Source organism: uncultured Microbacterium sp. (assembly GCF_963528945.1).
Classification (GTDB): domain Bacteria; phylum Actinomycetota; class Actinomycetes; order Actinomycetales; family Microbacteriaceae; genus Microbacterium.
In genome coordinates, this window is the sequence record NZ_CAURWX010000002.1 from 1 (window position 1) to 22,749 (window position 22,749).

The window sequence follows — 22,749 nt, forward strand, 5'->3', positions numbered from 1 at the left end:
GTCGGCGGCAACGCCATCTCCCTCACCGGAGACAGCGAGACCACCGGCACCACCACCACCCCCGCCACCGGCGGCTCGACCGGCACCGGTAGCACCACCACCGGTGACGACAGCACCCTCGGCGGCACCCAGGTGACCGCCCCCATCACCGCCCCGGTCACCGTCGGCGGCAACGCCATCTCCCTCCTGGGGGACAGCGAGTCCACCGGCACCACCACGGGCACCCCCGCCACGGGCGGCACCGGCACCGGCAGCACCACCACCGGTGACGACAGCACCCTCGGCGGCACCCAGGTGACCGCACCCATCACCCTTCCGATCACGATCGGCGGCAACGCCATCTCGGTCACGGGTGACAGCACGGTGACCGACCCCACCGGAACCGACCCCGGAACCGACCCGGGAACCGACCCCGGCACGGACCCGGGCACTGACCCGGGCACGGACCCCGGAACCGACCCCGGCACGACGCCCGGCACGACGCCCGGCACCACCCCTGCAACCGGCTCGAGCTCCGGCGCCGCCATGGCTGCGGCCGCGACGACGAACGTCTCGGCCTCGGCACAGGCGGGTTCGGCGCAGGCCGGAGAGGCGCTGGCGACGACCGGCGGCAGCTCGCAGATCAGCTTCGCGCTGGTTGCGGTCCTGCTGCTGATCACCGGCCTGGGCCTGCTGCGTCGCCGCACGGCGTAGCGCACACCCCGGTGGTGCGGTGCCCTGGAGGGAGGAGGCATCGCATCACCGGAGCGCCGTCGCCTACCCGGCGCGGAGTCCCCACTCCCCGTCGAGCTGACGAGCGCTGAAGGCGGATGCCCCGTGTCCCCAGCACGGGGCATCCGTTGCGCCCACCGGCCACCGGCCACCGGCCACCGGCCACCGGCCACCGGCGGAATCCGGGCATCCGTCCACCCCGCACCGTCCACCACCTGCACGGACGTCCCACGGATGCACGGACGATTTGACCGAAACCCCGTGCAGACGTGCGAACTCCGCGCAGACGGCCGCACCCACACCCCCCCCCGCGACCCTCACACCCCCGGATACGCCGAACGCCCCCCGTCCCGAAGGACAGGGGGCGTTCGAAGCGTTGTCGCTGCTTACTTGGCGGCGACGACCTGCAGGGTGATGACCGCGGTCACGTCGTCGTGCAGACGAACCGTGGCCTCGTGCTCACCGGTAGCCTTGATCGGCGAGGTGATGTGCACCTTGCGCTTGTCGATCTTGCCGAGACCGGCGGCCTCGACGGCGTCTGCGACGTGCTCGGTCTTGACCGAGCCGAAGAGACGACCGGCAGCGCCGGCCTTGACGGCGAGACGCACCTTGGTGCCCTCGAGGGCATCCTTCAGCGCGACGGCCTCGTCACGGTCGTGGATCGCACGCGCCTGGCGTGCGGCCTGGATCGACGCGACCTGCTTTTCGCCACCACGGGTCCACGCCGTAGCGAAGCCCTGGGGGATGAGGTAGTTACGAGCGAACCCGTTCTTGACCTCGACCACGTCACCGGCGCTACCCAGCCCGGCGACCTCGTTCGTGAGAATCAGCTTTGCCATCTCGATACCCCTTACCGGCCGGCGCCAGCGTAGGGCAGGAGCGCCATCTCGCGGGCGTTCTTGATCGCCGTGGCGATCAGACGCTGCTCCTGCACCGAGACACCGGTGATACGACGGGCACGGATCTTGCCGCGCTCCGAAACGAACTTGCGAAGGGTGGCGACATCCTTGTAGTCGATGACACCCACCCGGATGGACTTCGCGGGAGCGGTGGGCTTGCCACCCTTCCGCGGCTTGCGGCGGTCGCCGCTCGACTTTCCAGCCATGGTTCTTCCTTAATGATGAGCGGATGCCCGCCGGTGAAGGCGGGCTCCAGAAGTGTTGATCAGAACGGGGTGTCGTCGCCGAAGCTGCCCGGAGTGCTCCAGGCGTCGGCGCTGGTCGACGAGCCGGGAGTGGACCACGGCTCCTCCGACACCTGCTGCTGCTGCTGGGCGGGGCGAGACTGTCCGCCGCCACCGTTCGAGGCCGCCCGGGTGACCTGCGCGGTCGCGTACCGGAGCGAGGGGCCGATCTCGTCGACCTCCAGCTCGATCGCGGTGCGCTGGTTGCCCTCGCGGTCCTGGTAGGAGCGCTGACGCAGACGGCCCTGCGCGATGACGCGCATGCCCTTCGTCAGCGAGCCCGCCACGTGCTCGGCGAACTCCCGCCACACCGACGCGCGGAGGAACAGCGCTTCGCCGTCCTTCCACTCGTTCGCGGCGCGGTCGAAGTTGCGAGGCGTCGATGCGATGGTGAAGTTCGCCACCGGCAGCCCGTTCTGCGTGTAACGCAGCTCGGGGTCGGCCGTGAGGTTGCCCACCACGGTGATGACGGTTTCGCCTGCCATGGACTCAGGCCTTCGCAGCCTTGGCGGACTTGCGGGCGGCCTTCTCCTCGGAGCGCTTCGCCTCAGCAGCCACCATCGCCTGCGCCTCTTCGGCACGGAGGACCTTGGTGCGCATGATCTGCTCGTTGAGCTTCAGCTGACGGTCGAGCTCCTGGGTGGCCTCGCTCGTCGCGGTGAAGTTGACGACGGCGTAGATGCCTTCGGTCTTCTTCTGGATTTCGTAGGCCAGACGGCGCTTGCCCCAGATGTCGACCTTGTCGATCGAGCCGCCATCGTTGGTGATGACCTTGAGGAACTTGTCGAGCGTAGGTGCGACCTGGCGCTCGTCGACCTCGGGGGTCAAGATGACCATGAGTTCGTACTGGTGCGTCACTTACCCACCTCCTTCGGACTAGAACGGCTTCCGAGGATTTCCCGGAAGCAGGAGGGTGTGTGGCACGTGCCTACCCGAAGGCAGACAACCTGCACAGTCTAGCGGACGCAACCCGGAGTCCGCACCACGCGCCCGGCCCCATCCTTTGACATGCTGGTGCGGTGGTCGATGACAGCCATCGGCCGATGTGAAAGGGGGGACGCGATGCGCGTCAACACATGGAAGGCCGGAGTCGTCATCGCGGCGGCGATCCTGCTCACCGGATGCTCGGGCCAGGGCCCGGCCGAGAAGCCGTCCGACAGCAAGCCCAGCAGCTCGAGCTCGAGCTCCGCTGAAGAGACCACGGCGCCGTCGTCGGACTGCCCGAAGCTCGAAGAGGGCGCGACCGTCGACATCTCGGCGCTGGCCACCTGCTCCACCGAGCGCATGGCCGAGTCGAAGGGCTACGCGGCCACGTCGACCACGATGGGCATGGAGTCGACCGCCCGCTACAACCCTGCTGACGACGCCACCGCCATCGACTCGTCGATCGGTTCGATGGTCGTCATCGGCGACCAGGCCTGGGTGAAGAGCCCGTCGAGCGAGTGGCAGGTCGCCGACCCGAACTCGAGCGACCCGATCATCGCCGGCCTCAGCGCCGGTGCGACCACCGCCACCTCGACCGACCCGGCACAGGCCGCCGCCGCCCTCAACGGCGAGTTCACGGTCACCGGCACGAGCGAGCGCCTCGGCCAGAAGGTCTACCTCGTCAGCGGCACGACCGATTCCCAGGGCGTCGCGGTCGACGCGACCTTCGAGGTCACCGAGGACTACATCATCCTCGCCACGACCACGAAGACCGAGGTGCAGGGTCAGCCGATCGAGGCTGCGCTCGAGATCACCGAGTGGGATGTGCCGCAGGAGGTCACCGCCCCCATGTGATCCTCGCGGATCCTCGCATGAGCGAAGGCCCGGCATCCTCCACGGATGCCGGGCCTTTCTGCGTGCGGGGCTCGCCGTGATCAAAACGCAGACGAACGAGTGCGCGGTCGGCATGTCGCGCGGCGACACGCCCTGCGGTCGGCAGATGATCTGCATTTTCGCGGCGGCGGACGCGCTCAGCGCAGGACGGGCGGGACCTCCGACCAGACCTCGCGGTCGGCGGTGCCGGGTGCCTCGGGGATGCGTCCGGCACCGTCGGGTTCGGGAATCGCGGCGAGCAGCGCCTGCGTGTACGGATGCTGGGGCGCGGCCCACAGCTCGGCGGTCGGCCCGGACTCGAGCACGCGGCCCGAGTACATGACGAACGTGCGGTCGGCGATGCGGCGCACCACGGCGAGGTCGTGCGAGATGAAGAGCATGCCCGCCCCCGACTCCGCCACCAGGTCGCGCATGAGACCCGCGACGCTGGTCTGGGTCGACGCGTCGAGCGCCGAGATCGGTTCGTCGGCGACGAGCAGCGAGGGGCGTGCGGCGAGCGCCCGGGCGATCGCGATGCGCTGCTTCTGCCCGCCCGAGAACTGGTGCGGGAAGCGCGAGGCGACCTCGGTGGGCAGCCCGACGCGTTCGAGCCACTCGTCGACGGTGGATCCGGCGGCACCGCGCGCTCGGGCGGTGGCGATGCCGTCGGAGATCTGGTCGCCCACCCGGCGGCGCGGGTTGAGCGAGGTGGAGGGGTCTTGGAAGACCATCTGGATGCCGGTCATCGCCACGGAACGGCGGCGGATGCCGAGCGGGGCGACGGGGGCGCCGTCGAACAGCACCGTGCCGCCCGCGGTCTTCTCGATCCCGACGACGGCGCGAGCGAAGCTCGACTTGCCGCTGCCGGACTCGCCGACCAGCGCCACGGTCTCCCCCGGGGCCACGGTCATCGAGACGCCGTTCACGGCGACCACCGGAGGGTGGCCCGGGTAGCGCACGACGACGTCCGTCGCATCGAGCACGATCTCACTCATCGGCGTCCTCCTCGATGCGGGAACCGGGCAGTGCAGCGAGCAGCATCCGCGTGTAGTCGTGCTGCGGGTCGTGGAACAGCGTCTCGCGGTCGGCGCGCTCGACGATCAGACCGTCCTTCATGACGGCGACCTCGTCGGCGATGGCGCTCATGACGCCGAGGTCGTGCGTGACGAGCAGCACGGCCAGCTGACGCTCGGTGGCGAGATCGCGCAGCAGACGAAGGATGCCGGCCTGCACGGTCACGTCGAGTGCGGTGGTCGGCTCGTCGGCCAGCAGAACCTCGGGGTCGCAGGCGAGAGCGCAGGCGATCGCGATGCGCTGGCGCTGTCCACCCGAGAACTGGTGCGGGTACCGCTTCAGGGCTTCGGCCGGATTCGGCACCTGCACGGTCGTGAGCAGCTCGACGGCCTTGTCGCGGGCGGCGGCCCCACGAAGGCCCAGGTGCACGCGCATGTGGTCGGTGAGCTGACGACCGACCGGCAGCTGCGGGTGCAGCGACGCCGACGGGTCCTGGAACACCATCGCGATGCGCTTCCCGCGCACGCGGTTCATGCCGCGGCGCTTCAACCCGACGAGCTCGTCGCCCGCGAGCCGGATCGAGCCGCCGACCTTCGCCTGACGCGGCAGCAGGCCGAGCACGGCGAGCGAGGTGAGCGTCTTGCCCGAGCCCGATTCGCCGGCGAGGCCGTGGATGCGACCCGCCTCGAGTTCGAGCGAGACGCCCTTCACGAGCGGGCGTCCGATATCGATCGTCAGGTCGCGGATGCTGAGTGCGCTCATGCCGTCACCCCCGCGGAGTCCTTCTTCTCGGCCTGCTTCTCGTGCGCGACCTCGGCCGTCGGGTCGAGGATGTCGCGCATCGCGTCGCCGAGGAAGTTGAAGGCGAGCACGACCGTGAGGATCGCGAGCCCCGGGAAGACCCCGAGCCACCACGCGTCGAAGTTCTGCATCGCGGCCGAGATCATCGACCCCCACTCCGCCGTCGGCGGCTGTGCGCCGAGACCGAGGAACGACAGGCCCGAGAGCAGCAGGATGGCCGCACCGATGTCGAGGGTGGCGAGCACCATGACCGGCCCGGCGATGTTGGGGAGGATGTCGACGAACAGCGTGCGCAGCGGCGAGTGGCCGAGCAGTCGTCCGGCGATGACGTAGTTCTGTCCACGCAGACCGAGCACGATGCTGCGGGTGACGCGGGAGTACTGGGGCCACGACACGACGATCGCGGCGATCACCGCGTTGAACAGCGAGGGGCCGAGCGACGCGGCGACGACCATCGCGAGGATCACGGTGGGGAACGCCATGAACAGGTCGGTGATGCGCATGAGGGTCTCGTCGACCCAGCCGCCGAAGTACCCGGCGAGCGCACCGATCGTCGTGCCGATGATCATCGCGGCGATGACGAGCATGAGCGCGAGCGGCAGGCTGACGGTGGCGCCGGTCATGAGGCGCGAGAAGATGTCGCGGCCGTTGCCGTCGGTGCCGAGCAGGGTCTCGACCCCGGGCTCCTGCAGACGGGGGAACACCTGCGCGTTGGGTCCGTACGGCACCCACCACTGGGCGGTGAACGCGACGATCACCCAGGCGAGGGCGATCACCGAGCCGATGATGCCGAGGGGCGTGCGCCAGGCGCGCGGCCAGCGGAACCGGAAGCGCCAGGGCCCGGATGCGGCGTCGATGCGGCTCATGCGATCCTCACTCTCGGGTCGAGCACGCCGTAGAGGAGATCGACGATGAAGTTGATGAGCAGGTAGATGACGCCCACCACGAGGCCGACGCCCATGATGCCGGGCAGGTCGAGGTTGGCGGCCGAGTTGTAGGCGTAGGTGCCGAGCCCCGGCCAGGCGAAGACCGACTCGACGAGCACGGTGCCCGACAGCAGCGATCCGAACGCGACGCCCACGACGGTGAGGATCGGGAGGGATGCGCCGCGCAGCACGTACCCGATGATGACGGTCATCGCGGGCAGGCCCTTGGCGCGGGCCGCTCGCACGTAGTCGCTGCCGAGCACCTCCAGCACCGAGGTGCGGATGAAGCGGGTGAGCAGGCCGATCGTGACGAGCGACAGCACGAGCACCGGAAGAGCCAGGTGCGCGAGGGCGTCGAAGAAGCCGACGCCGTCGCCGTTCAGCAGGTAGTCGACCGTGTAGAGGCCGGTCACCCGTGGGGGCGGGGTGATCGACGGCGAGATGCGACCCGACCCGGGGGCGATGCGCAGCTCGAGGAAGAAGACGTAGAAGCTCACGAGCGCGAGCCAGAACGTCGGCACGCTGAGACCGACGAGGGTGACGACGCGCACGACCTGATCGGTGACCAGACCGCGGCGGTACGCGGCGAGCGTGCCGAGCACGGTGCTGACGACGAGACTGAGGATGATCGCGCCGATGGCGATCTCGATCGTCGCCGGCACCGCGGTGGCGAGGTCGCTGGTGACCGGGCGACCGGTCACCAGCGACGTACCGAGGTCTCCGCGGAGCAGATTCCCCATGTAGATGAAGTACTGCACGATCAACGGCTGGTCGAGTCCCTGGGCCTTGATGAAGGCCTCGCGCGTCTCGGGGTTCTGCGACGCGCCCTCGCCGAGGGCCGCCGAGACCGGGTCTCCCGGCACCAGGTTGGTGAGCAGGAACGTGACGATCGTCACGCCCACCAGCAGGAGCAGGGAGGTGCCGGCCCGCCGCAGCAGGTATCCGATCAGGGGAGACCTGCGCCTGCGCGCCTGCCTCTGCACCGCCACCGTCGTCATGCGTTATCCGTTCAGCCGGCCGGGGTGATCTCGGCGATGTCCATCTCCCAGACGGAGTTGTACACGGCGCCGGAGACCTTGTCGGTGCTCGAGATGTTGCGACCCGGCACGATCATCGGCACGAAGGGGCCCTCGGCCTGCATCGCCTCCGCGAAGTCGGTGAACAGGCTCGTGCGCTCGTCGGCATCCGTGGCGGCTGCGGCGTTCGCGGCGATCTCGGCGATGGCCGGGTTCGCCTCGGCGGCCCAGCCGGCACGCAGGCCGACCTTGAGGCCGGGACCGAAGGGGAGGAAGTTCGCCGAGTCGGCGTAGTCCGGACCCCAGAACCACAGGCCGAAGCCCTCGGTGCCGTTGACGTAGGCGTCGAGCTCGGTGGCGAACGGCGCCGGCGCGAGCTCCACGGCGATTCCGGCATCCTCGAGCTGCGCCTGGATGCGCTCGGCGAGCGGGGTGAACTCGACGCCGCCGACCGGGTAGTCGTTCGGGAACTGCAGCTTCAGGGTCTGGCCGGTGTAGCCGGCCTCGGCGAGCGCGGCCTTCGACTTCTCGAGGTCCTGCTCGACGCCGGTGTCGAGGGCACCCTCGAATCCGGGCGGGATGACGCCGGTGGCCTGCTCGGCACCGGCACCCGCGAGCTCGAGCAGCGCGTCGTAGTCGAGGGCGTAGCGGATCGCCTCGGCGATCTTGACGTTCGCGAGGTCACCGCCCGCCGTGCCCTGGTTGAGCAGCAGGAAGATCGTCTGGCCCGAGGGCACGGAGTCGACGGTGAGGCCGTCGCCGAGGCCCGAGACCTGGTCGCCGTTGAGGTCCATGGCGACCATCGAGTCGCCGCCCTTGAGGTTGGCGAGCTGCGTGGCGCTCTCCGAGACGTTGCGCACGACGACGCGCGAGAACTCCGACTCCTCGTCGCCGTTGTACTCGTCGTTCTTGGTGAGCACGACCTGCGACGACAGGTCGAGCGTGTCGAGCACGAACGGGCCCGAACCGGCCGACTCGCCGTCGAGGAAGCCCTGGGCGCTGTCGGTGCCGTCGGTCGCTCCGCCGTTCTCCATGACGACGTCGGAGTTGACGATGCCGAGAGCCGGGTTGGCGAGGATCGCGGGCAGCTGCAGCAGCGGGGTCTCGGTGGTGAACGAGATGGTCTTCTCGTCGACCTCGGCGATGGTCACACCGCTGAGCAGGAAGTTCGGCTTGGCGTCGGCCATGCCCTGGATGCGCTGCAGCGAGAAGACGACGTCCTTCGCCTCGATCGGCGAGCCGTCGGAGAAGACGCGGTCGCCCTCGAGCGTGAACGTGAACTCGGTGGCCGTGTCGTTCTGCTCCCAGGAGGCGAGTCCGGGGACCGGGGTCGAGACGTCGGAGCCCTCGAAGTCGACCAGCGTCTCGTAGAGCGCCTTGGCGATCATGTTGCCGGTCGGGTCGTAGGTGTGGCCGGGGTCGGCGGTCTCGATCGAGAACGCGGTGTCGATGACCAGCGAGTCGGAACCCGAGGACTGCTCGCCGTTGTTCGCCGAGTTCCCTCCCGAGCAACCAGCGAGCGCGAGGAGCGCGACGGCTCCGATCGCGATGACGGACGTGCTGCGACGTGACGACATGAGGGCCTCCAAGGGCGAGGAGTACATTCGGGTGTCGATCGCCACCGATGTGGACGACCGGGGATCAGATTCGCATCATATGCGACGATGTGTCCAGCAACTGCGCGTCACACCGACACGCTCTGTCCGTAATGCCGAACGTCAGGAGCAATATGTCCAGCAAGGATGCCGAACAGGCGAAGCATTCTGGACGAAGTGCCACCCCTTTGGACGAGACCGCGTACAGAATTCTCGATGTGCTCCGTGATAACGGTCGCATCTCGATCGCCGCTCTCGCCGATCGGGTCGGCATCTCCCGCGCGAGCGCTTATTCGCGCGTCGAATCATTGGTGAGCGACGGCGTGATCACCGGCTTCGGCGCACGGGTCGACCACGCCAAGGCCGGCCTCTCGATCGGGGCGCTCGTCTTCGTCACCGTGCTGCCCCAGGCCTGGGCATCCTTCCGCGACCGGATCGTCGACATGCCCGACGTGGAGTGGTGCGCGATCACGACCGGCGAGCACGACGCGATGCTGCTGATCCGCGCGACCGACGTCAGCGGTGTACACGAGTTCTCGACCGGGGTCATCGCGCAGTTGCCGGAGGTGCGCACGGTCGTGAGCGTCGTCGTGCTCGACGAGGTGGTGCGCCGGCCGTTCCTGCTGCCGACCGACATCCCCGAGCGCGAGACCGAGGTGCCGCTCGGCATGACCCGCTGGACCCCCGCCTCTCCGGGCCGCGACGCGCTTCCGCCCCGCTGACCCGCTTATCGCGAGGGGTCAGCGGGGGTGGGGGTCAGGAAGCGGGGAGTTCTTCGCAGACGCTGAGCTGCGGAAGGCCGAACATCTCGTAGTGCTCGACGAGGCGGATACGGCCGTCGTCGGTGAGCTCGAGCTCGCTCTCTCCGTCGCCGGTCACCACCGAGCCGTCCTTCACGAGCACGTGCACGAACGAGACCCAGATGGTGTCGCCGGTGCGCGTGCCCACGAACTTGCCGAAGGTGACCGTGTCACCCGTGTACCCGCCCCAGATCGCGCCGTCGCGCTCGAAGTATTCGAAGATGCTCGGCGCCTGGTCGTCGACCGCTGAGGTCGTCGACGAGATCATCCGGAAGCGGCGGCCATCGAGGGAGGGGATTGTCGCAGTCGCAGTCACACCTCCGATTATGGCGGGCGCGTCGGGGCCTCCGGGTACCGTGGTCGCATGGAGTGGATCGCGAACCCGAGCGTCGGCGACTGGATCGGGCAGCGGCTCGATCCGGGCTACGCGACCATGCACGGCGTCGTCCCCCGCGGATTCGCGGCCTACGCGCGCATCTTCCACCGCCCGAGCGTGCGCTCGTTGCCCGACCGCGCCATGCCGTCGGCCGACGAGTGGGAGCGGATGCCCGAGGGCGAGCAGCACCGCATGATCGACGCCTTCGTCGACGCCGAGTCGACCTGGGCCGAGGCGGCCGCGGCCTTCGGCACCACGCTGCATCCGCTCGCCCAGTGGCAACGGATCGTGCGCACCCCCGAGGGTGAGGACTGGCGCTCGCGCCTCTCGCCCGACGGGCGCGAGTTCACCGCGCCGCTCGAGGGCGAACTCGACCGCGCTCTGCTGTCGCGCGTGGCGGGCGTGCTCGCCGCGCACACGACCACCCCCGACTCCGGCGTCGCCGCGATCTGGGAGGGCTACGGCGGCCTGCTCGGCTTCTTCGGCGACGGCCCCTCCCGGGCGTTCGTCACGTTCGACGACGACCCGCAGCACCGTGCAATGCTCGACCGCAGCACGCACGATCCGTTCAACAACGTCTTCCGCAAGCCGACGTGGCAGGAGGGCATCCTCTCGCGCGAGATCTCCGAGGGCTCGCGCCTGCAGCTGCCCGGCCGCGGATACGTGCTGTTCTCGGCGGCGTCGCGCGCGTTCGCCGATCCCGACTGGATCCTCGACGCGGCATGGCGCGACCGTGTGGCCGAGCAGCACGGTTTCGCGCCGTCGGCGCAGGCACCGAACATCCTCTGGCCCGACGATCGCGCCTGGATCATGGCGAGCGAGATCGACTTCGACTCGACGATCGTCGGCGGATCGGTCGCGCTCGTCGAGGCCCTGTGCGCGACCGAGGGAGTCGAGGCGCTGACCGTTCCCGAGGGCGCCGACCTCACCTGGGATGCCGACGAGGTGAACCGATGAGCTCTCCGCATCCGACCTCGTCGTTCGACGCGACGCCGTTGACCGCACCCGTCGACCCGGTCGCCGTCGCCGCCTTCGCCGCCGAGCTCAAGGCGGGACGCACCTCGTCCGGTGCGTCGGCGGGAACGGTGGTCGGAGCGATCATCGCGGCGTTCGCGCTCGTCTTCGCCTGCCTCGTCGGCGTGTTCGTGGTCGGCGGACTCGTCCGCAGCTTCTCGAGCTCGGGCGACGGTTCGGGTGTCGCCTTCGTGATCGGCATCCTCGTGATCGCCGTCGCCGGTGGTCTGACGATCGGGCTGTTCGTGAGGCGGGCGAACCGCATCCGCCGCTATCGTCTCGGCATGTTCGCACGTGCGAACGGCATGGAGTACGTCGACCGCATCGCGAGCCCGGGGCTGCCCGGCATGATCTTCAGCCTCGGCTCCGGGCGCGTGGCGACCGACCTCGTGCGCGGCACCCGGCCGCGGTTCGTCGAGTTCGGCAACTACCAGTACACCGTCAAGCACGGGAAGAGCTCGACGACCTACCGGTGGGGGTACGTGGCGGTGAAGCTCGACGTGCCGCTGCCGAACATCGTGCTCGACGCGCTCGGCAACAACGGATTCGGATCGAACCTGCCGACGTCGTTCCAGCGCGCGCAGCGGCTCTCGCTGGAGGGCGACTTCGATCAGCACTTCACGCTCTACTGCCCCGAGGGCTACGAGCAGGATGCGCTCTACCTTTTCACGCCCGACATCATGGCGCGCTTCATCGATCACGCCGCCGAGCTCGACGTCGAGATCGTCGACGACTGGATGTTCCTCTACACGAAGCGCGAGGCATCGACGCTCGACCCGGCCACGTGGGCCTGGCTCTTCGGCGTCGTCGGTGCGCTGATCACCAAGCTCGACCAGTGGGCGCGCTGGAGGGACGAGCGGTTGAGCCTCCGGTCCGCCGCGCGCGCCGCCGCGCCGGGTTCCTCCGTGCCGACCGCGCTGCCCTTCGCCCCGCCGGTCGGGCTGCTCACGCCGCCGGCCGGCGTCGCACCGCAGGGTCGCCGACTCAAGAAGCGCACGACCTGGATCCCGCTGGTGGTCATGGTCGGGGCGATCGTGGCGTGGACGATCATCCGATCGCTCTGAGCGCACGGCGAGAACACCGCGGCGCGACCGAGAGACGGGCTCCCGGGTGAGGGTGGGCGTCGACTGGGGACCGACGGCCCACCCCATCCCCCCTCGGGATCAGAAGGAAATCCACTCTCCCTCCGCAGACGGCCGAGCCGTCGCGCCGACGCCGGCTGGGGACCGGCGATGTCGGCTGTACGGAAATGCTAAGTCGCTGAGGGTTGCAGACGGTTGCAGGACCGTTCAGGCGCCCGGCGACGGCGAAAGACGCATCGGCGCAGACAGTCCGAAGTGGTCGAGCTCGGCGGGGTCGAGCATGCGCGACCGGATGAGGAAGCGCATTCCCGTCGGCCCTTCCACGCTGAATCCCGCACCGCGCCCCGGCACCACGTCAATCGTCAGGTGCGTGTACTTCCAGTACTCGAACTGCGACGCCGACATGTACACCTCGACGGGGTCGTCGAGGCCGACGTCGAGGGTGCCGAGCAGCACGTCCGCCGGCCCGGTGAGGAACATCCCCACCGGGTAGCACATCGGTGACGAGCCGTCGCAGCATCCGCCCGACTGGTGGAACATGAGCGGTCCGTGCTGCCCGGTGAGGTCGCGGATGAGGGATGCCGCGGCATCCGTCACCGCGACCCGCTGCGAGGCTCCGATCATCAGAAGAAGCCCATCGGACCCTCGGCATACGAGACGAGGAGGTTCTTGGTCTGCTGGTAGTGGTCGAGCATCATCTTGTGGTTCTCGCGACCCACGCCCGACTGCTTGTATCCGCCGAACGCGGCGTGCGCCGGGTACTGGTGGTACGTGTTCGTCCACACGCGCCCGGCCTCGATCGCGCGGCCCGCGCGATAGGCGGTGTCGCCGCTCCGGCTCCACACGCCGGCTCCGAGTCCGTAGAGGGTGTCGTTGGCGATCGTGATCGCGTCGGCGTAGTCGTCGAACGAGGTGACCGAGAGCACCGGCCCGAAGATCTCCTCCTGGAAGATGCGCATGTCGTTCGTGCCCTCGAACACGGTCGGGGCGACGTAGAACCCCTCGCTCAGATCGCCGCCGAGGTCGACGCGCTCGCCTCCCGTGAGCAGTCGCGCCCCGCCCTGCTTCCCGATGTCGATGTAGCTGAGGATCTTCTCGAGCTGGTCGTTGGATGCCTGGGCGCCGATCATCGTCGCCGGGTCGAGCGGATTGCCCTGCACGACCTTGCCGACGCGCTCCAGCCCGTCGGCGAGGAAGCCGTCGTAGATCGACCGCTGGATGAGGGCGCGCGACGGGCAGGTGCACACCTCGCCCTGGTTGAGCGCGAACATGGTGAAGCCCTCGAGCGCCTTGTCGTAGAACGGGTCGCTGGTCGACCGGGCGACGTCTTCGAAGAACACGTTGGGACTCTTGCCCCCGAGCTCGAGCGTGACGGGGATGAGGTTCTGCGACGCGTACTGCATGATGAGGCGGCCGGTCGTCGTCTCGCCCGTGAAGGCGACCTTGCGGATGCGCTTGTGCTGGGCGAGCGGGGCGCCCGCCTCGATGCCGAAGCCGTTGACGATGTTCACCACCCCGGCAGGCAGCAGGTCGCCGATGATCTCGAAGAGGAACAGGATCGACGCAGGGGTCTGCTCGGCGGGTTTGATGACGACGCAGTTGCCCGCGGCGAGCGCGGGCGCCAGCTTCCACACCGCCATGAGGATGGGGAAGTTCCACGGGATGATCTGCCCGACCACGCCGAGCGGCTCGTGGAAGTGGTAAGCGACGGTGTTCTCGTCGAGCTGGCTGATGCCGCCCTCCTGCGCGCGCAGCACGCCGGCGAAGTAGCGGAAGTGGTCGACCGCGAGGGGGATGTCGGCGGCGAGCGTCTCGCGCACGGGCTTGCCGTTCTCCCACGTCTCGGCGACGGCGATGCGCTCGAGGTGCTGCTCCATGCGGTCGGCGATGCGGTTGAGCACCACGGCACGCTCGGCCGGGCTCGTCTTGCCCCAGCCGGCGAACGCCTTCCAGGCGACGTCGACCGCGCGGTCGATGTCTTCGCTCGTGCCCCGGGCGACCTCGGTGAACGGCTTGCCGTTGACGGGGCTCACGTTCTCGAAGTACTGACCCTTGGCCGGTTCGACGAACTCGCCGCCGATGTAGTGGCCGTAGCGCGGGCGGTAGTCGGCGATCGAGCCGTGCTGCCCCGGGGCGGCGTAGGCGGCGGATGCCGGAGCGGTGGAGACGTCTGCTTCGACGATGGTCATGTGGTGACTCCCTCGGACTGCGGCCGCGCCTCGGTGCGCGGCTGTTGCGACGACGGTAGGCCGCGGGAGGTTGCAGCCCGGTGCGCAACGTTGCGTCAGGTTGCGCGGCCGCCGGCTCAGGACCGGTCGAGACGTTCGATGCGCGACACGAGACCCGTGCGCTTCGGCGAGCGCGCGGGCAGCATCTCCAGGGCGAGGCGCAGCACCTCGGCATCCGCCTGCCCCTCGGGGATCTCGGCGTACGCGAGCAGCACGTCGAGGCTGGCCTCCGAGAGCATCGCCTCGCGCAGCGCACCCCGCACCGTCTCGCGGAACTCCTCGACCCCCGGCGACGTCGATTCCGGGAGCACCGGTCCGCGGTAGGCGGTGAGCGCGACGCGGTGGGCGCCGCGGTCGAGCAGCGACAGTACGTCGTGGGCGTCGGTGTCGAGCGCGGCCGGCAGGCGGTACGGTCTCGACTCGGGCACCAGCCCGGGCATCCGACCCTCGAGCGCCTTGCGCAAGCGCACCATCTCGGGGCGCAGCGTGTCGGGCGAGACGCCCGGTCCGTAGACCAGTTCGGTGAGCCGTTCGGCCGAGAGGCCCTGCCGGTGCACGGCCAGCATGAGCAGGATGGCCGCGTGCCGGGCGCTGAGTTCGACGACCGATTCCTCGTGCTCGGATGCCGTCTCGAGCCGTGCCCTGTCTCGACCGAGCACGTGCAGGGTGGCGCGGGTCGCCGGTCGTGTGCGCGTCGGCGCCGAAGGTACGCGAGGGGCGTGCTCGGCCCGGGCGCGCAGGCGGGTGACGAGCATCTCGGACTCGACCGCCCGCACCGTCGCGTCGACGAGCAGGCGGGCCTGGGGCGTGACGACGTCGGGTCCACCGGTGACGTCGATCACGCCGAGCACGCGCCGGGTCTCCGGATCGCGTACGGGCGCCGCGGTGCACGACCACGGATGCACGAGCCGGTTGTAGTGCTCCGCTCCGCGGATGTGCACGGGGTGGCCGAGTTCGAGCGCCGTCCCCGGGGCGGATGTGCCGACGGCATCCTCCGCCCAGTTCGCTCCGGCGACGAATCCCATGCCGTCGGTGAGGTTCTGCACCTGGCGGTCGCCCTCGATCCACAGCAGTCGCCCGGCCTGATCGCCGATCGCGACGAGCACGCCGGAGTCCTCGGGGCTCCCCGGCAGCAGCAGGCCGCGGATCGTGTCCATCGCCGCGGCGAGCGGGTGCGCGGCACGGTAGGCCAGCAGCTCGTCCCGCGCGAGGGCGAGGTCGGGTGGCGTCTCGGGTCCGACGCGTCCGCGCCACGACCGCTCCCACGATGCACGCACGAGCGGGCGCACCTGCTGCAGCCGCCGATCGTCGAGGTTCCCGGCGATGAGCTCTTCGTGTGCACGCTCGATGATGAGGCGCGAGGCCTCGGGAAAGGCCTCCCGGGAGATCTGCCACTGCGCCGTCACAGGACTTCCGTTCCTCGGAGGGGGAGCCTCGTCCCAGTGTAAGAGCGCGGGCCCCGCGGCGATACCCACCCCGTGCTGCGGCGGGGGCCGTGTTGCGTCTTGCGGACTACTGCGTACTGCGTGGTAGTGTGCATCGCAGTGAAGGAGGGTGCATGGACACCACGCAACTGCTCAAGGGCGTTCTCGACGTCGCCGTGCTGGCCGTGCTGCGCACGGAAGATGGGTACGGCTACGACATCGTCCGACGACTGCGGGATGCCGGGCTCGGCGACGTCGGCGACGCCTCGGTCTACGGCACCCTGCGGCGGCTCTACGCCGCGGGCAGCCTCTCGAGCTACGTCGTCCCCTCCGACGGCGGCCCGCACCGCAAGTACTACGCCATCACCACGCAGGGACGCACCGCATTGCAAGCGCAGTCCCTCACCTGGCGGGGCTTCGCCGGCGCCATGTCGACCCTGCTCACCGACGCCAGCGCCGGGGCATCCTCGAACGGAGAGAACTCATGAACGACACCCGCGTCTCGCTCGACGAGCAGATCCGCTCGTTCGCCGCCGCCGTGCGCACGCACCTCGACGACCTGCCCGAAGACGAGCTCGACGAGATCATGACCGGCCTCGGCGCCGACCTCGCCGAACAGGCCGCCGACAACGACGGGGTGCTCGATCTCGGCGACCCCGGCGCCTACGCCGAAGAGCTGCGATCGGCCGCCGGGCTCCCCCCGCGCGGCGCCCCCGACCACGAGCTGCCCGTCGCCGAGCGCTTCGCCGCCTGGCGCCGACGCACGACCGACAGCATGCGTCGCAGTGTCTTCGGGGCCTGGCTGCTCGACCTCGCCGTGACCCTCCGGCCCGTGTGGTGGGTGCTGCGCGGCTACGGGTTCTTCGTGGTGCTGCGGTTCTTCATCGCCCCGGGCGCGAACTCGGCGCACTGGATGGTGCCCGACTCGGCGCTGGAGTGGCTCGTCATCCTCGTGCTCGCGCTGGTGAGCGTGCAGTGGGGCCGCGGACTCTGGCTGCCGCGCAACCCGCTGCGGCACATCCGCACCGTGTTCAGCGTCGTGGCGGGACTCGCGCTGCTCATGGCCATCCCGTCGCTGCTGTCGCCGCGTGTGGAGTACGTCTACGACGAGTACCCGAACGACTCCGGCCTGCTGCTCGACGGTGTGCAGGTGGGCAACATCTTCGCCTACGACGCCGACGGCCAGCCCCTCGAACAGGTGCAGTTGTACACCGACAAGGGCACTCCGCTGAATCTCTACGGCGAGAACGGGTGGTACAGCGCCACCGCCGGCGACGCCGCCGCCCCCTACGGACTCAAGCCCGACGGCACGATGGTCACGATCCCCGGCGAGGACTTCCGTGGGCGTCCGCTGTGGAACGTGTACCCGCTCGACGAGGCCGAGGCCGACGAGATGACCCTCCAACCCCGGCGGTCGACGGCCGAGCGACCGCTCCCGCCGTTCCTCCGCGCTCCCGGTGTCGGCGAGGCCACCCCGACTCCGACTCCGGAGGCGCCGGCGCCGGGCGCGACGCCCGACGCACCCGCTCCGGTCGAGACCCCGGTGCCGTGATGCACGGGCACGAGCGGATCGTCTCGATCGATCTCACCCATCTGGTGCGCGCCGCCCTCGCCGGTACGGCAGTGACCGACGGGGGCGCAGCGGCGGCGGCGGCCACGACGCCCGAGTCGCGCGAGAACTCGGGTTCCGCGCGCGACGCCGGGTAGTCCCTCAGCTGCGCGCGGCCCACCAGTCGCGCAGGCGCTGCTCGGCGACCTCGGGGCCGAGCACGCCCTCGTCGAGACGCAGGTCGAGCAGGAACCGGTAGGCCTCGCCGACCTCGCGGCCGGGGCGGATGCCGAGCACCTCCTGGATGCGGTTGCCGTCGAGTTCCGGGCGCATCGCGTCGAGCTCCTCCTGCTCGGCGAGAGCCGCGATGCGCGCCTCGATGTCGTCGTACGCGGAGGCCAGGCGCGAGGCCTTGCGCTTGTTGCGCGTGGTGACGTCGGCGCGGGTGAGGATGTGCAGGCGCTCGAGCAGGTCGCCCGCGTCGCGCACATACCGGCGCACCGCAGCGTCGGTCCACGCACCCTCGGCGTAGCCGAAGAACCGCAGGTGCAGCTCGACCAGGGTGACGACGGCATCCGTCGTGGCCGTGTCGAACCGCAGCGCCTGCAGCCGCTTGCGGGCCATGCGCCCGCCGACGACGTCGTGGTGATGGAACGTGACCGCTCCCCCGGCTTCGAGCTTGCGGGTGCGGGGCTTGCCGATGTCGTGCAGCAGTGCCGCGATGCGGAGCGGCACATCGGGGGCGGCGCCCGGATGGCGGGCGTGTTCGAGGGCGATCGCCTGACGCAGCACCGTAAGCGAGTGCTCGTACACGTCCTTGTGGTGATGGTGCTCGTCGACCTCGAGCTTGAGGGCGCTGACCTCGGGCAGGAACTCGTCGATCAGACCCGTCTCGACGAGGGCGCGGATGCCGCGCACGGGGTCGTCGGTCTGCAGCAGGCGCACGAGCTCCGACTGGATGCGCTCGGGGCTGACGATGCTCAGCGTGCCGCGCAGCCGCGCGACGGCGTCGAGGGTCTCCGGTTCGATGTCGAAGCCGAGCTGCGCGCTGAACCGGGCAGCGCGCAGCATGCGCAGCGGGTCGTCGCCGAACGAGACATCGGGATCGGTGGGGGTGCGCAGCACCCCGGCGACCAGGTCTTCGACGCCGCCGGTCGGGTCGACGAGAGTGACCGACGGCACCTTCAGCGCCATCGCGTTGACCGTGAAGTCGCGCCGAACGAGGTCGGCGTCGATGGTGTCGCCGAACTCGACGGTCGGCTTGCGGGTGACGCCGTCGTAGCTGTCGGCGCGATAGGTCGTGATCTCGACCTGCTCCTTCTGCACGCGCGCCCCGATGGTGCCGAAGGCGCGCCCGATGTCCCACTGGGCGGTCGAGATCGGCCGCACGATGCGCAGGATGTCGTCGGGCAGCGCGTTCGTCGTGAAGTCGAGGTCGTGGGTGTCGCGCCCGAGCAGCGCGTCGCGCACCGGACCGCCCACGACGGCGAGGTCGAAGCCCGCGGCGGCGAAGGCATCCGCGAGGGTACGGACCACCGGATTCTCGGCGAGCGCGCCGAGACGGGCGAGGCCGTCGGCCATGTTGAGCATGGTTTCCAGCGTACCCGGCGGGTGTCACCGCCCCCTGGTTCTCCCCCGTCCCGCCTCGCCTGGTGAAAACGGAGAGCGTCCGCGTCACTGTCGGCGAGTCATGCCACGACATGCCGGGTCGAAAGCATCCGGTCTGGGTTTTCGCGCCGGCGAGGCGGCACACGGGTATTCCGCCCACGATCCCACCCCCATAGGATCGGCGGATGGCAGAGGATGCGACCCCCACTCCGCGGGAATCATCGCGACGCGGATTTCTGAAGCTCGGCGGCGCGGCCCTCGCCGGCGCGGCGATCGGAGGCGTCGCGGGGGCGGCGATCGGAGCATCCGTCACCGCGAACGGCCGCGACGGCTTCGCCAGCGGCCCCGACCCCTTCGCCGGCCTCACGCCCCGCAGCGAGCCCGGATTCGATCACGTGGTCGTGGTGATGGGCGAGAACCGCTCGTTCGACAACCTGCTCGGCTACCTCTACTCGTCGTCGACACTGCCCGACGGCGAACGATTCGAGGGCCTGGCGTTCGGCTCGCACAGCAACACGGCATCCGACGGCACCGTCGTCGACGCCCACGTGTACACGGGCGACACCGACCGCATCATGAGCCTCCCCGACCCCGATCCGGGCGAGGAGTACCCGCACGTCAACACCCAGATCTTCGGCACCGTCGACCCGAAGGGCAATGCCGACCTGTTCGTCGACGAGATGACCGCGCCCTTCAACGCCCCGTCGCACGGCGAGAAGGCGACGATGTCGGGGTTCCTCGACGACTACATCATCAACTTCCGACGTTTGCGTGGAGGCACCGAGCCGAAGCCGGAGGAGGCCGCGCACATCATGGGCTCGTTCTCGCCCGAGATGCTGCCGGTGCTCTCGACGCTCGCGAGCGAGTTCGCGGTCTTCGACCACTGGTTCGCCGGTGTGCCGTCGCAGACGTTCTGCAACCGCTCGTTCTTCCACGCGTCGACGTCGCACGGGTTCGTCACGAACCAGGGCGGCGGCGGCTATCGGAAGTGGCTGGATGCCCCGGCCGCCCCCACCGTCTTCAACCGGCTCGAAGACGAGAAGGTCAGCTGGAAGATCTACATCGACGAACTGCAGCTCGTGTCGTTCACCGGCATGCTGCACGCCGCGGTGCTCGAGAAGTACTGGCGCACCGAGCACTTCGGCACGATGAAGGACTTCTACGCCGAGGCCGCCGCAGGCACGCTCCCCGCCTACGCGTTCATCGAGCCGCGCATGGTCTACGACCACAACGACTTCCACCCGCCGTTCGGGTCTCCGCGCGAAAGCGAGGTCGACGGCGAGCCGGTCTACGATAGCGCGATCTCCGACGTGCGGGCCGGAGACCGGCTCATCCACGACATCTACGAGGCGGTGCGCACGAGCGCCTCACCCACGGGTTCGAACGCCGTCAACACCCTGCTGCTCATCACGTTCGACGAGCATGGCGGATGCTACGACCACGTGCCGCCGCCCTCGGCCACGAAGCCCACCCCCGAGACGGGCGCGGGCGAGATGGGGTTCACGTTCGACCGCCTCGGATGCCGCGTACCGGCGATCGCGGTGTCGGCGTACACGCGCCGCGGCACGATCATCCACGACGAGATGCACCACGGCTCGGTCACCGCGACCCTCTCCCGGCTGCACGGCCTTCGGCCGCTGAACGACCGCGACCAGTCGGCCAACACGCTGTACTCGGTCGTCAACCTGTCGCAGCCGCGGCATCCCGCCGACTGGCCCGTCACCACCCCCGCCTATACGCCGCCCAACCCCGAGGCCACCGAGCCGAAGCCCGGCCACCCCGCCGAGACGAAGCCCCTCACCCCGCCCGCGCGGGGGCTGCTCGGACTCCTCATCGCGAAGTACGGAAAGCCAGACGAGCCCGAACCGCAGACCTTCGCCGACGCCTACCGACTGCTGCACGAGCACGGCGAAGAACTGTTCGGCCCGGCGACGACGGCGTGAGCTTCTAGGCTGAGGGGATGATCACCGCCGACCCCGCCACGCTCGCCTCGTTCTGGCAGGAGGTGCGGGCGCAGCATCCGGAGCTTCCCGAGGCCGTGCCGGGCGCGTGGGCGTTCGGTGCGACGCCGGCGCACGCCGACGGGCTGCTCGAGCTGGTGCTGGCGGGCATCAAGACCGGCACCGCCTCGTCGCTCTGGGACTACGAGGCGACCGGCGACCCCGAGCCGTACGTCGGCGAATTCAGCATCATCCTCGACGGCACGGGTACGCCGCGCGCGGTGCTCGAGACCACCGACCTGCAGACGGTCCCGTTCGACGAGGTCACCGCCGAGCACGCGTACTCCGAGGGGGAAGACGATCGCACGCTGGCGTCGTGGCGCGAGATCCACGAGCGGTACTGGCGCAACCATTCGGAGAATCCCCGGGGCTTCGAGCCCGACATGCCCGTGATCTGCGAGCGCTTCCGCCTGGTCCACCCGGCTGCGCGACCCTAACTCAGGACACAGCCGCCACCGAGCCCCCGAATCGGCCGGATCCGGGGTGCGGGCGGGGCTGTGTCCTGAGTCGTTGTCGACGGTGCGGCGAGACGGCCGCGGCCAGATCAGACGATCGGGTCGCCCTGAACCGGTCCCTCGGTGTTCGGCTTCCACCCGAGAGCGGGGGCGACATGCTCGGCGAACGCCTCGAGCACGTGCAGGTTGTACTCCGGTCCGAGCTGGTTCGGGATCGTCAGCAGCAGGGTGTCGGCGGCCATGACGGCCGAGTCCTGCTTCAGCTGCGCGATCAGCACGTCGGGCTCGGCGGCATACGTCTTGCCGAACGTCGAGCGGTAGCCGTCGATGATGCCGATCTGGTCGCCGTTCTCCTCGCTGCGCAGCCCGAAGTAGGCGCGGTCACGGTCGTCGATCAGCGGGAAGACGCTGCGGCTCACCGAGACGCGGGGCGGGCGCGTGTGTCCGGCCTCCTTGTACGCGGCGCGGTACAGCTCGATCTGCTCGCGCTGCAGCTCGTGGAAGGGCACGCCGGTGGCCTCGGTCAGCAGCGTCGAGCTCATCATGTTGAGCCCCTGGCGACCGGTGTCCTCGGCCGTGGCGCGCGAACCCGAGCCCCACCAGATGCGGTCGCGCAGCCCCGGCGACTGCGGTTCGACCTGCAGGTACCGTCCGGCGCCGACCATGCGCGGGTCGCCGGGGGCGAGCGGCTCGCCGTCGATCGCACGCAGGAAGATCTCGAACTTCTCCCGCGCGAGCACGCTGCCCCGCTCGGGGTCTTCGGTGTCGCGGAAACCGAAGGTCTCGTAGCCGCGCAGCGCGGTCTCGGGTGACCCACGGCTCACGCCGAGCGCGATACGGCCGTCGGAGATGAGGTCGAGGGCGGCGGCCTCCTCGGCGAACTGGAACGGGTTCTCGTACCGCATGTCGATCACGCCGGTGCCGACCTCGATGCGCTCGGTGCGCGCGGCCATCGCCGACAGCAGCGGCATGGGAGAGGCGGCCTGACGCGCCCAGTGGTGCACGCGCACGTAGGCGCCGTTAACGCCGAGCTCGTCGGCACCCTCGGCGATCTCGATCGTCTGCTTCAGCATGTCGCCCGCGGTGCGCGTCGCCGACCCGGGAACGTCGGCGTAGTGGCCGAAAGAGAGGAATCCGAAAGCCTTCATGTTCTATTCGAACGCATGGATG

25 protein-coding genes are annotated in these 22,749 nt (G+C 69.7%); 10 read left to right on the top strand and 15 right to left on the bottom strand.

Translation table 11 applies throughout. The features are described 5' to 3' along the window. A partial coding sequence (locus RWS82_RS07165) for an LPXTG cell wall anchor domain-containing protein (protein WP_314648219.1) occupies nt 1-693 on the top strand: 693 nt, incomplete at its 5' end. Nucleotides 694-1,097: 404 nt separating this feature from the next. Here the strand turns inward: RWS82_RS07165 and rplI are convergent. Genes rplI through rpsF form a run of 4 tightly spaced genes read right to left on the bottom strand, consistent with a single transcriptional unit; the run spans nt 1,098 to nt 2,752 of the window. Then, complete coding sequence (rplI, locus tag RWS82_RS07170; protein WP_314648221.1) at nt 1,098-1,550, bottom strand: 50S ribosomal protein L9; 453 nt, start codon at nt 1,548-1,550, stop codon at nt 1,098-1,100. A gap of 11 nt (nt 1,551-1,561) precedes the next feature. Then, entirely contained in the window at nt 1,562-1,816 is a 255-nt protein-coding gene (rpsR, locus tag RWS82_RS07175; RefSeq protein WP_017829850.1) for a 30S ribosomal protein S18, read from the bottom strand. A 59-nt stretch (nt 1,817-1,875) separates the two neighbouring features. Then, on the bottom strand, nt 1,876-2,379 hold the full coding sequence (locus RWS82_RS07180; RefSeq protein ID WP_314648222.1) for a single-stranded DNA-binding protein: 504 nt from the start codon (nt 2,377-2,379) through the stop codon (nt 1,876-1,878). A 4-nt stretch (nt 2,380-2,383) separates the two neighbouring features. Further along, entirely contained in the window at nt 2,384-2,752 is a 369-nt protein-coding gene (gene rpsF / locus RWS82_RS07185) for a 30S ribosomal protein S6 (protein WP_314648224.1), read from the bottom strand. Between the two features lie 204 nt (nt 2,753-2,956). On the opposite strand from rpsF, the gene RWS82_RS07190 reads away from it, so the two are divergent. Beyond that, on the top strand, nt 2,957-3,673 hold the full coding sequence (locus RWS82_RS07190) for a hypothetical protein (protein WP_314648226.1): 717 nt from the start codon (nt 2,957-2,959) through the stop codon (nt 3,671-3,673). A gap of 176 nt (nt 3,674-3,849) precedes the next feature. On the opposite strand, the gene RWS82_RS07195 is transcribed toward RWS82_RS07190, so the two are convergent. The 5 genes from RWS82_RS07195 to RWS82_RS07215 are packed head-to-tail and all read right to left on the bottom strand — an operon-like array spanning nt 3,850 to nt 9,025. After that, nucleotides 3,850-4,686 (bottom strand): ATP-binding cassette domain-containing protein, encoded by an 837-nt coding sequence (locus tag RWS82_RS07195; protein ID WP_314648227.1) that lies wholly within the window; start codon nt 4,684-4,686, stop codon nt 3,850-3,852. Further along, complete coding sequence (locus RWS82_RS07200; protein WP_314648229.1) at nt 4,679-5,467, bottom strand: ABC transporter ATP-binding protein; 789 nt, start codon at nt 5,465-5,467, stop codon at nt 4,679-4,681. The genes RWS82_RS07195 and RWS82_RS07200 overlap by 8 nt, the downstream gene beginning before the upstream one ends. Beyond that, on the bottom strand, nt 5,464-6,372 hold the full coding sequence (locus RWS82_RS07205) for an ABC transporter permease (protein ID WP_314648231.1): 909 nt from the start codon (nt 6,370-6,372) through the stop codon (nt 5,464-5,466). Before RWS82_RS07205 ends, RWS82_RS07200 begins: the two co-directional genes overlap by 4 nt. Next, nucleotides 6,369-7,430 carry an ABC transporter permease gene (locus tag RWS82_RS07210; RefSeq protein WP_314648233.1) on the bottom strand — a complete coding sequence of 354 codons (1,062 nt, stop codon included), beginning with the start codon at nt 7,428-7,430 and terminating at the stop codon, nt 6,369-6,371. Before RWS82_RS07210 ends, RWS82_RS07205 begins: the two co-directional genes overlap by 4 nt. Nucleotides 7,431-7,441: 11 nt before the next feature. Continuing rightward, entirely contained in the window at nt 7,442-9,025 is a 1,584-nt protein-coding gene (locus RWS82_RS07215) for an ABC transporter substrate-binding protein (protein ID WP_314648234.1), read from the bottom strand. Nucleotides 9,026-9,177: 152 nt separating this feature from the next. Here RWS82_RS07215 and RWS82_RS07220 point away from each other — a divergent pair, with 152 nt between their 5' ends. Continuing rightward, a complete protein-coding gene (locus tag RWS82_RS07220) occupies nt 9,178-9,765 on the top strand; it encodes an Lrp/AsnC family transcriptional regulator (protein WP_314648235.1) in 588 nt (195 codons plus the stop codon). Between the two features lie 34 nt (nt 9,766-9,799). Here RWS82_RS07220 and RWS82_RS07225 read toward each other — a convergent pair whose 3' ends face one another. Then, nucleotides 9,800-10,159, bottom strand: coding sequence for a hypothetical protein (locus tag RWS82_RS07225; protein WP_314648237.1), 360 nt, complete (start codon nt 10,157-10,159; stop codon nt 9,800-9,802). 48 nt (nt 10,160-10,207) lie between these two features. On the opposite strand from RWS82_RS07225, the gene RWS82_RS07230 reads away from it, so the two are divergent. Together RWS82_RS07230 and RWS82_RS07235 are read left to right on the top strand one after the other, a co-directional pair. After that, entirely contained in the window at nt 10,208-11,176 is a 969-nt protein-coding gene (locus tag RWS82_RS07230) for a hypothetical protein (RefSeq protein ID WP_314648238.1), read from the top strand. After that, a complete protein-coding gene (locus RWS82_RS07235) occupies nt 11,173-12,297 on the top strand; it encodes a hypothetical protein (RefSeq protein WP_314648240.1) in 1,125 nt (374 codons plus the stop codon). The genes RWS82_RS07230 and RWS82_RS07235 overlap by 4 nt, the downstream gene beginning before the upstream one ends. Before the next feature lie 225 nt (nt 12,298-12,522). Here RWS82_RS07235 and RWS82_RS07240 read toward each other — a convergent pair whose 3' ends face one another. The 3 genes from RWS82_RS07240 to RWS82_RS07250 all read right to left on the bottom strand — a co-directional run bounded on the left by RWS82_RS07240 (nt 12,523) and on the right by RWS82_RS07250 (nt 15,949). Then, entirely contained in the window at nt 12,523-12,939 is a 417-nt protein-coding gene (locus tag RWS82_RS07240) for a DUF779 domain-containing protein (RefSeq protein WP_314648242.1), read from the bottom strand. Beyond that, nucleotides 12,939-14,504, bottom strand: coding sequence for an aldehyde dehydrogenase family protein (locus RWS82_RS07245; protein WP_314648244.1), 1,566 nt, complete (start codon nt 14,502-14,504; stop codon nt 12,939-12,941). Before RWS82_RS07245 ends, RWS82_RS07240 begins: the two co-directional genes overlap by 1 nt. A gap of 116 nt (nt 14,505-14,620) precedes the next feature. Continuing rightward, nucleotides 14,621-15,949 (bottom strand): transcriptional regulator, encoded by a 1,329-nt coding sequence (locus RWS82_RS07250; protein WP_314648246.1) that lies wholly within the window; start codon nt 15,947-15,949, stop codon nt 14,621-14,623. 152 nt (nt 15,950-16,101) lie between these two features. Here RWS82_RS07250 and RWS82_RS07255 point away from each other — a divergent pair, with 152 nt between their 5' ends. From RWS82_RS07255 to RWS82_RS07265, 3 genes are read left to right on the top strand one after another with little or no spacing between them, the layout of a single operon-like run. Further along, nucleotides 16,102-16,455, top strand: a complete 354-nt coding sequence (locus RWS82_RS07255; protein ID WP_314648247.1) for a PadR family transcriptional regulator — start codon at nt 16,102-16,104, stop codon at nt 16,453-16,455. After that, nucleotides 16,452-17,519, top strand: a complete 1,068-nt coding sequence (locus RWS82_RS07260) for a hypothetical protein (RefSeq protein WP_314648248.1) — start codon at nt 16,452-16,454, stop codon at nt 17,517-17,519. The genes RWS82_RS07255 and RWS82_RS07260 overlap by 4 nt, the downstream gene beginning before the upstream one ends. After that, entirely contained in the window at nt 17,516-17,674 is a 159-nt protein-coding gene (locus tag RWS82_RS07265) for a hypothetical protein (RefSeq protein WP_314648250.1), read from the top strand. Before RWS82_RS07260 ends, RWS82_RS07265 begins: the two co-directional genes overlap by 4 nt. Nucleotides 17,675-17,678: 4 nt before the next feature. On the opposite strand, the gene RWS82_RS07270 is transcribed toward RWS82_RS07265, so the two are convergent. Next, the gene (locus tag RWS82_RS07270; protein ID WP_314648251.1) at nt 17,679-19,106 is read right to left on the bottom strand and encodes a CCA tRNA nucleotidyltransferase; all 1,428 of its coding nucleotides are present in this window, start codon (nt 19,104-19,106) and stop codon (nt 17,679-17,681) included. 203 nt (nt 19,107-19,309) lie between these two features. Here RWS82_RS07270 and RWS82_RS07275 point away from each other — a divergent pair, with 203 nt between their 5' ends. Next, nucleotides 19,310-21,067: an alkaline phosphatase family protein gene (locus RWS82_RS07275; protein WP_314648252.1), complete on the top strand. Its 1,758-nt coding sequence runs from the start codon at nt 19,310-19,312 to the stop codon at nt 21,065-21,067. A 17-nt stretch (nt 21,068-21,084) separates the two neighbouring features. Next, entirely contained in the window at nt 21,085-21,561 is a 477-nt protein-coding gene (locus tag RWS82_RS07280; RefSeq protein ID WP_314648254.1) for an ASCH domain-containing protein, read from the top strand. 107 nt (nt 21,562-21,668) lie between these two features. Here the strand turns inward: RWS82_RS07280 and RWS82_RS07285 are convergent, their stop codons facing one another. After that, entirely contained in the window at nt 21,669-22,727 is a 1,059-nt protein-coding gene (locus tag RWS82_RS07285; RefSeq protein WP_314648255.1) for an LLM class flavin-dependent oxidoreductase, read from the bottom strand. Between the last annotated feature and the right edge of the window lie 22 nt (nt 22,728-22,749).